6 protein-coding genes are annotated in these 8,153 nt (G+C 66.1%); 2 read left to right on the plus strand and 4 right to left on the minus strand.

The window, feature by feature from the left end:
- Positions 1–482: 482 nt before the first annotated feature.
- Positions 483–1,682, minus strand: a complete 1,200-nt coding sequence (gene tyrS, locus EA346_RS12620) for a tyrosine--tRNA ligase (protein WP_296759139.1) — start codon at positions 1,680–1,682, stop codon at positions 483–485.
- Between the two features lie 128 nt (positions 1,683–1,810).
- Here tyrS and EA346_RS12625 point away from each other — a divergent pair, with 128 nt between their 5' ends.
- Together EA346_RS12625 and EA346_RS12630 are read left to right on the plus strand one after the other, a co-directional pair.
- Complete coding sequence (locus EA346_RS12625) at positions 1,811–3,352, plus strand: M23 family metallopeptidase (protein WP_296759141.1); 1,542 nt, start codon at positions 1,811–1,813, stop codon at positions 3,350–3,352.
- Positions 3,352–4,500, plus strand: coding sequence for an anhydro-N-acetylmuramic acid kinase (locus EA346_RS12630; RefSeq protein WP_296759143.1), 1,149 nt, complete (start codon positions 3,352–3,354; stop codon positions 4,498–4,500). Before EA346_RS12625 ends, EA346_RS12630 begins: the two co-directional genes overlap by 1 nt.
- 67 nt (positions 4,501–4,567) lie before the next feature.
- Here EA346_RS12630 and erpA read toward each other — a convergent pair whose 3' ends face one another.
- From erpA to ptsP, 3 genes are all read right to left on the minus strand, one after another.
- On the minus strand, positions 4,568–4,942 hold the full coding sequence (gene erpA / locus EA346_RS12635) for an iron-sulfur cluster insertion protein ErpA (RefSeq protein ID WP_296759146.1): 375 nt from the start codon (positions 4,940–4,942) through the stop codon (positions 4,568–4,570).
- A 94-nt stretch (positions 4,943–5,036) separates the two neighbouring features.
- On the minus strand, positions 5,037–6,068 hold the full coding sequence (gene argC / locus EA346_RS12640; protein WP_296759148.1) for an N-acetyl-gamma-glutamyl-phosphate reductase: 1,032 nt from the start codon (positions 6,066–6,068) through the stop codon (positions 5,037–5,039).
- A gap of 99 nt (positions 6,069–6,167) precedes the next feature.
- A partial coding sequence (ptsP, locus tag EA346_RS12645; protein WP_296759150.1) for a phosphoenolpyruvate--protein phosphotransferase occupies positions 6,168–8,153 on the minus strand: 1,986 nt, incomplete at its 5' end.

The following is an 8,153-nucleotide window of genomic DNA, read 5'->3' on the forward strand; positions in this document are numbered from 1 at the left end:
CTTCAGTTTAAAGCTATTTACGGATAGCTCCGTAATACCTTTTCGAAGAGCGACCCAACCTCGTTCAAACTCTGAGGTTTGGTGCTTACTTCGTATATCGATTGGCGTTTCCCAATCGTTAACGACGCAAGCATCCGCACAAACTACTTGATTCACATGTTCTTAAAGAGCGCTGCTGAGTTCGTCTCAGCGAGGGCGCGTATTCTGCACCCCGGGCCAGCATGATGTCAAGATCGTGCTGCGCCCTGCTTCGGATCGACCGGCTGCGTTGCTGCTGCCGTTTTCCTCGAAGCGAGCCGCTTATGATGCCCGGCCAAGAGGAGGTTGTCAACCCTTTTTGTGCTTCCGTTTCGGCCCCGAGGGGCTTTTTCGGATCTCCTTCAGGGCAGCGCCCCGTTGGAGAGCGCGCATTATAGATGGCTGGCCCGGGCGGTCAAGGGGGTCCGGGCAAATATTCCTGCCGCGGATGCCAGGACATCCATTCAGGCAACGCGGACGCTGGCAACGCGGCGCTTGCCCACCTGCACCACGTGCCTCGCGCCGCTGGGGAAGCGGCGGTCCGGATCCTCGACGCGCTCGCCGTCGACCCGCACCGCGCCCTGGCGCAGCAGGCTGCGCGCCTCGGTGGTGGACGCCACCAGTGCCGCCTCCTTCAACAGGTTCGGCAGCGGCAGCCCATCCTCCCAGGGCTGGACCACGACCTCTGGAAGTTCGTCCGGAAGCTGGTGCCGCTGGAAGCGGGCAATGAAGCCCTGCCGGGCGCGCGCACCGGCGCCGGCGCCATGGAAGCGGTCGACCAGCTCCTCACCCAATGCGAACTTGATGTCCCGGGGATTCCGCTCCCCTGACTCGGCGACCGCGCGCAGCGCCGCGACCTCCACCAGCGGGCGCCAGCTGAGCAGTTCGTAGTAGCGCCACATCAATTCGTCCGAGATCGACATGATCTTGCCGAACATGTCGTCCGGTGGCTCCTGGACACCGATATAGTTGCCCAGCGACTTGCTCATCTTCTGGATGCCGTCGAGCCCTTCCAGGATCGGCATGGTCAGGATCACCTGCGGCGGCTGCCCGTATTGCTTCTGCAGTTCGCGGCCCACCAGCAGGTTGAATTTCTGGTCGGTGCCGCCGAGCTCCATGTCCGCCTTCAGCACCACCGAGTCATGCCCCTGAATCAGGGGGTAGAGGAACTCGTGGATGGCGATCGGCTGCCGGCCGTTGTACCGCTTGTTGAAATCATCCCGCTCCAGCATCCGCGCCACGGTATGCCGGGCCGCCAGCTGCACGATCCCGGCTGCACCCAGATCGCTGGTCCAGGTGGAGTTGAACACTACTTGCGTGCGTTCCGGATCGAGGATCCGGAAGACCTGATCCTGGTAGGTGGCAGCGTTCGCCTGGATGTCGTCCTCGGTCAGCGGCGGCCGGGTCGCTGTCTTGCCGGTAGGGTCGCCGATGCGCCCGGTGAAATCACCGATCAGGAAGATGATCTCGTGCCCCAGCTCCTGCAACTGGCGGAGCTTGTTCAGCAGAACCGTGTGCCCGAGATGCAGATCGGGCGCGGTGGGGTCGAAGCCCGCCTTGATCCGCAACGGCCGACCGGCCTGCAGGCGCTCGCGCAATTCGTCCTCGAGCAGGATCTCGTCGACCCCGCGGCGGATGATACCGAGTTGTTCTTCCAGATCCATTCGAAAATCCCGTTATAATCTTGATATCATTGGCAACGTGGAGCCGTAAAACCATGGCGCCAGGGTTGGATTGACTGCAGCTGTCGGCGTACTATCACCGCGACAGCATCCGGGAAGGGGGATCCCCAGTGCCGAAACAACGCCGTATCTTCATGGAAACGAGTGCCACCCACCTCAACTTCCATGAGCCGCGCCGCCGCCGACGCTGGCCGCTCCTGCTTTCGGTCGTCCTTCTGGCGACCCTGGGCTTGGGCTTTGCGGCCTACATGGAGCAGCCGGCATCCGAACGCTCCCCATCGGCGGCGCTGCCTGCCGATGATACCGTTCGGGCGGCCACCGAGAGAACCCGGCTCGAGGTTGGCCATGAGCCCGTGGCACCACTGGCGATGGCAGCCACCGTTCCTGCGCAGCAGACCGGCATCGGCGTATCGTACGCACTACCCGAAGGCACCGATGGCGGCGCCCTTCCCGAGAACACCGCAACCAGCATCCTGGATGCAGCATCCGCCGAGTCCTACCTCGATCCCGCGGTTGCGGGGCCCGGGACGGACGCAATCGAATGGAACGAACATGTGGTCGCCTCCGGAGACACGCTCTCCGCCATCTTCAGCCAACTGGAGATCCATAGCCACTTGCAGCCGATCCTGGCGCTCGGTGACGAGGCCAGGGACCTGCAGCGGCTGTTCCCCGGGGAGCGCCTGCGCGCCGGCAAACGGGCGGGCGATCTCAAGACCCTGATCTACGAGCCGCGCGGCGGCGACCACTATATCGAGATCACGCGGGCCGCGGAGAACGGCGAGTTCGTCGTACAGCGGCAGGAGCATCAACTCGAGTCCGAGCGGCGCATCACCCACGCGGAGATTCAGCAGTCCCTGTTCCTCGACGGATCGCGGGCCGGCCTGTCCGACGCGATGCTGGTCCAGATCGCGGACATCTTCGGCTGGGACATCGATTTCGCCTGGGACATCCGCCAGGGTGACCACCTCATTGTCGTGTATGACCGGATCTTCAAGGACGGGGAATACCTGCGCGACGGCCCGGTCCTCGCCGCCGAGTTCCAGAACCGGGGCCGCACGCTGCACGCCCTGCGCTTCGCCCCCGAAGGCGGCGATCCCGACTACTTCACGCCGGACGGCGAGAGCATGCGCCAGGCCTTCATCCGCACGCCGGTCGACGTCGGCCGCATCAGCTCGAATTTCGGCCCCCGCAGGCATCCCGTCCTCGGCTACACCCGCCAGCACCAGGGGGTCGATTACGCCGCCCCCACCGGCACCCCGATCCGAGCCGCCGGGAACGGCCGCATCGAGCACCGCGGAACCCGGGGGGGATACGGCAAAACCGTCATCATCGATCACGGCAACAATTACCGGACGCTGTACGCGCACATGAACGGCTATCGCAACGGACATTCGGTGGGCTCCCGGGTCCGCCAGGGTGAAATCATCGGGTACGTGGGCATGACCGGGCTGGCCACCGGCCCGCATCTGCACTACGAATTCCACGTGCGCGGAAAGCCCGTCAACCCGGTCACCGTCGATCTGCCCCGCGCCGAATCGCTCCCCGCCAAGCACATGGACGCGTTCCGCAACGCGACGGCATCGCTGCTCGCCGCGATCGAGACCCTGCGGGAAACCCAACTGGCCGAGGGCACGACGGGCGCAGGCACCTAGTGCCCGAGCTCTACATCGGGCTGATCTCCGGCACCAGTAGGGACGGCGTCGAGGCAGTCCTTGCCGCCAGCGGGGGTCCGCTCGGCTGGCAGGTCCACGCTCACCGGCGTCACACCTACCCGGAATCCATCGCGGCGGATCTTGCCCGGCTGACCGTGGCCGGGCACGGGCATTTCCAGGAACTCGGGCAGCTGGACGCCGCGATCGGTGAAGTCTTTGCCGATGCCGCGCTGGCTTTGCTGCACGAGGCCGGCCTGGAACCCGGGGCGGTGCGCGCCATCGGCAGCCACGGCCAGACCCTGCATCACGCACCCACTGCGGGTCCTCCCTTCAGCTGGCAGATCGGCGACCCTTTCCGGATCGCCGAGCGCACCGGCATCGACACCGTGGCCATGTTCCGCCAGCGAGACATCGCGGCCGGCGGCGAGGGTGCCCCGCTCGCCTGCGCCCTGCACGCGGCCTGCTTCTCGGACGCCACCTTGACGCGCGCGGTGGTCAACATCGGCGGCATCAGCAACATCACCTGGCTCCGGCCCGGACAGCCGGTGTTCGGCTACGACTGCGGTCCGGGCAATACCCTGCTGGACGCCTGGATCCGCGAACTCAAGGGCCTCCCCTTCGACGAGAGCGGCGAATGGGCGGCTCAGGGAAAGGTCCGCGTGGAGTTGTTGAGAACGCTTCGTTCCGATCCCTTCTTCGCGCTGAAGCCGCCGAAGACCACGGGCCCCGAATACTTTTCCCTGGGCTGGCTCGAGGATCGCCTGCTCACCGCCACCGACATCGGCGACGATGTCGACGTGCAGGCGACGCTGACCGAATTCACTGCCTACGTCATCGCCGACGCGGTGCTCCACGAACATCCCGACGGCCGCTCCTGCGAGGTCCTGGTCTGCGGAGGCGGCGTGCGCAACGCCGAGCTGATGCGGCGTCTGCGCAAGCGTCTCGGAGACATCCCGGTCGCGGAAACCGGGGATCTGGGACTCCCTGCCGAGCAGGTCGAGGGCGCGGCCTTCGCCTGGCTGGCAAGGCAGACGATTCATGGGCAGGCGGGCAATGTCCCGGCGGTCACCGGAGCCGCGGGGCCGCGCATCCTCGGATGCATCATCCCCGGCGCAAGGCCCGCCGAAGACGCGATCCAGCAAGCCTGAAAAGCGAAGAGGCCGGAAGGGGCAACGCCCTCCCGGCCTCTGAATGCACGTGTTCGTCCGTGGCGGATCAGGTCGAAAAGCTGGAGCCGCAGCCGCAGGTCGTGGTCGCGTTCGGGTTGCGGATCACGAACTGGGCGCCTTCAAGGCCCTCGCTGTAATCGATCTCCGCGCCGGCCAGGTACTGGAAGCTCATCGGGTCGATCAGCAGCGTCACCCCGCCGTTCTCGACCACGGTATCGCCGTCGCCAACGGTCTCGTCGAAGGTGAAGCCGTACTGGAATCCGGAGCAGCCGCCGCCGCTCACGAATACGCGCAGCTTCAGGTTCGCGTTGTCTTCCTCGTCGATCAGGCTCTTCACCTTGGTCGCAGCCGCATCCGTGAAGATCAGCGGGCTCGGCATCTCCATGTCGGCGTCGGCAGTGGCGGTCATCGTGTCAGCCATGATGAAGTCTCTCTAGGTGTGCATTGGCCCCATACGCTATGAAGACCGATGGCAATAGTCAAGAATACCCGCGTTCGCGGTGTAATGATGGCGCTCATGGGAAGACCGGAATCGCCCCCAGGCCCTGGCCTTCCGGGAAGCCGAACATCAGGTTCATGCCCTGCACCGCCTGTCCGGAAGCGCCCTTCACCAGGTTGTCGATCACCGACAGGACCATCAGGCGCTCCGATTCCACGGGGCGCACGACCGCGATACGGCAGAGATTGGTACCGCGCACGCTTGCGGTCTCCGGGTGCGCTCCGGGCGGCAGCACATCGACGAAGGGTTCTTCCCTGTAGAAGGCCTCGAACAGGGCCTGGAAATCCATGTCGACGTCCAGGGGTCGGGCATACAGCGTGGCGTGGATGCCGCGGATCATCGGCACCAGGTGCGGCTGGAAGACCAGCCCCACCGGTCCGCCCACTACGGTCTCCAGGGTCTGACGAATCTCGGGCAGGTGCCGGTGCCCGGCGCTGCCATAGGCGCGGAAATTCTCTCCCACTTCCGCGAACAATCCGCCGACCTGCGCCTTGCGCCCGGCACCGCTGACCCCGCTCTTGGCATCGGCGATGATGTCGGTCGGATCAATGGCCCGGGCCTGCAGCAGTGGCAGCAGCCCCAGGCTCACCGCCGTCGGGTAACAGCCGGGCACGGCCAGCAGGCGCGCCTCGCGAATCCGCTCGCGGTTGAGTTCGGGCAGGCCATACACGGCCTCGTCCAGCCACTGCGGCGCCCCATGCGCCTGGCCGTACCAATGCGTCCAGATCTTCGCGTCACGGATGCGGAAATCGGCCGAGAGGTCGATCACGCGGACCCCGCGTTCCAGCAGCGGGCCCGCAAGGGCATGGGCAACGCCGTGCGGAGTGGCGAAGAAGACGGCGTCACAGCCCCCCAGCTGCTCCACCTCGGGGGCCACGAAGTCGAGGTCCACCACCCCGCGCAGGCTGGGAAACATCCCGGCAACGGGCGTTCCTGAGTCCCCACGGGAGGTCACGGCGGCGATCTCGACCTGGGGATGAGAGGCCAGCAGACGCAGCAGTTCGACGCCGGTGTAACCCGTGGCGCCAACGATACCGACCGAAATCATGAATATCCTGAGGTTCTGGGCTGTGCCTGCGGATCATACCGATTCACCGCCGGTAACGACATCCGGCGCCGAACGAATCCGACCCGTGCCGGACCTACGTCAGTTCTTGCCCGCGCGCACCAGGCCACCTAGACCCGACTGAACCAGCGCATTGTTGAGCAGCGAGCGGATCTGGTCCGCACTCTCCAGCAGCCGGCACTGCGCGAGCAGGGCTTCGGTGCGGTCCGTGGAGAAGCTGCGGATCACCCACTTGACCCGCGGAATCGCCGACACGTTGACACTGAGGCTGTCGATCCCCATGCCCAGCAGGAGGATGATCGCCGCCGGGTCGGAGGCCATCTCGCCGCAGACGCTGACCGGCTTTCCGGCGCGGCGCGCGCCGTCGGCAATCAACTCCAGTGCCCGGACCGAAGCGGGGTGCAATGGATCGTAGAGGTTCGCCACCCGGGCGTTGTTCCGGTCCACCGCCAGCAGATACTGCACCAGGTCGTTGGTGCCGACCGAGAGGAAATCAACGCGCCGCGCCAGGTTCTCGACCAGGTACACCGCGGCGGGCACCTCGATCATCACCCCGACCTCGGGCATCGGGATCGTGAATCCTTCGTCCAGCAGCTCCTCCCGCGCCCGGTTGAGCAGGACCTTGGCCTCCTTGAGTTCCTCCAGCGAACTGATCATCGGGAACAGGATCTGAAGGTTGTCGTGGTTCTCGCTGGCCCTGAGCATGGCCCGCAGCTGGGTCACGAAGATCTCCGGGTGATCCAGGGTGATGCGGATGCCGCGCCAGCCCAGGAAGGGGTTGTCCTCCTCCACCGGGAAATACGGCAGCTGCTTGTCGCCGCCGATATCCAGCGTGCGCAGCGTCACCGGCATCGGATCGAAGGAGGCGAGGATCTGCCGGTAGATCTCGACCTGCTCGTCCTCGCCCGGAAAGCGGTCGCGGATCATGAACGGCACTTCGGTGCGGTACAACCCGACTCCCTCGGCCCCCGACTGGAGCGAGGGCTTGATGTCCGCGAGCAGGCCGCTGTTGGCCAGCACTGGAACGGGGCGGCCGTCGCGGGTGGCCGCCGGCTCGAGGGCCAGCGTGCGCAGCCCTTCCTCGAGCTCACGCTCCTCGCGCACCAGGCGCGTGAACTCCGCCCGCAGCTCCGCGCTCGGATTCACGTACAGGCGGCCGCGATAGCCGTCGACCAGGACCTCGCGATCCTCGAGCCGGCTTACCGGCAGGTCGGCAACCCCCATGACCGCAGGCACGTTCAGCGCGCGGGCCAGGATCGCGATGTGCGAGGAGCCCGTACCCTTGGCCGAAACGATCGCGCCGAGGCGTTCGATCGGGACTTCGGCAAGATGCGAGGCGGTGAGATCCTCGCCGACCAGGATTCCGCCCTCGGGGAACTCCTCGGTGCTGCCCTCCACCGGCAGCAGGTGCGAGAGCACGCGCCGGCCCAGATCGCGGATGTCCGCGCCGCGCTCGCGCAGGTAGGGGTCTTCCATGTCCTCGAACACCCGCACGCTCTCGCGCACGGTGTCCCGCAATGCCCCTGGCGCCCACTGCCCTTCGCGAATCCTGGCCTCGGTCCGGTGCACGAGCGAATCCGAGCCGAGCAACATCAGGTAGGCGTCGAAGAGCGCCCTTTCCTCGGCCGGCAGCAGCGTCTCGGTGCGCCGCTTCAGACCTTCGATCTCTTCGCGGGTCGCCGCCACGGCAATGCCGAAGCGCGCCAGTTCCTGCTCGATGCCGCGCGCCTCGCGGTCCGGAATCGAATCCAGGTCCGCCAGCCGGTAGGCCACCACCGCACGCCCGATGGCCACCCCCGGCGCACCGGCCACGCCGGTGGCCTCGACATTCACGTGGCTGATCAGCGGCGTCTCGCTGCTGATCTCGTCGGTGAACTCGGCGTGCGTGATCGCCCCGGACAACTGCGCGGCCAGGGTCACGAGGAACGAGACATGCTCGTCGTCGAAACGGCGCGCCTCCTGGTGCTGCACCACCAGCACGCCCAGCAGTTTCCGCTGCTGGATGATCGGCACCCCAAGGAAGGAGAGGAAACGCTCCTCTCCCGTCTCGGGAAAATACCGGTAGCG

It is taken from the genome of Thioalkalivibrio sp., assembly GCF_007692535.1.
Taxonomy (GTDB): Bacteria; Pseudomonadota; Gammaproteobacteria; order Ectothiorhodospirales; family Ectothiorhodospiraceae; genus Thioalkalivibrio.

Excerpts from the sequence above, each read along its gene's own strand:
- argC (WP_296759148.1), bottom strand. The coding sequence starts at position 6,068 with ATGATTTCGGTCGGTATCGTTGGCGCCACGGGTTACACCGGCGTCGAA.
- tyrS (WP_296759139.1), bottom strand. The coding sequence starts at position 1,682 with ATGGATCTGGAAGAACAACTCGGTATCATCCGCCGCGGGGTCGACGAG.
- erpA (WP_296759146.1), bottom strand. The coding sequence starts at position 4,942 with ATGGCTGACACGATGACCGCCACTGCCGACGCCGACATGGAGATGCCG.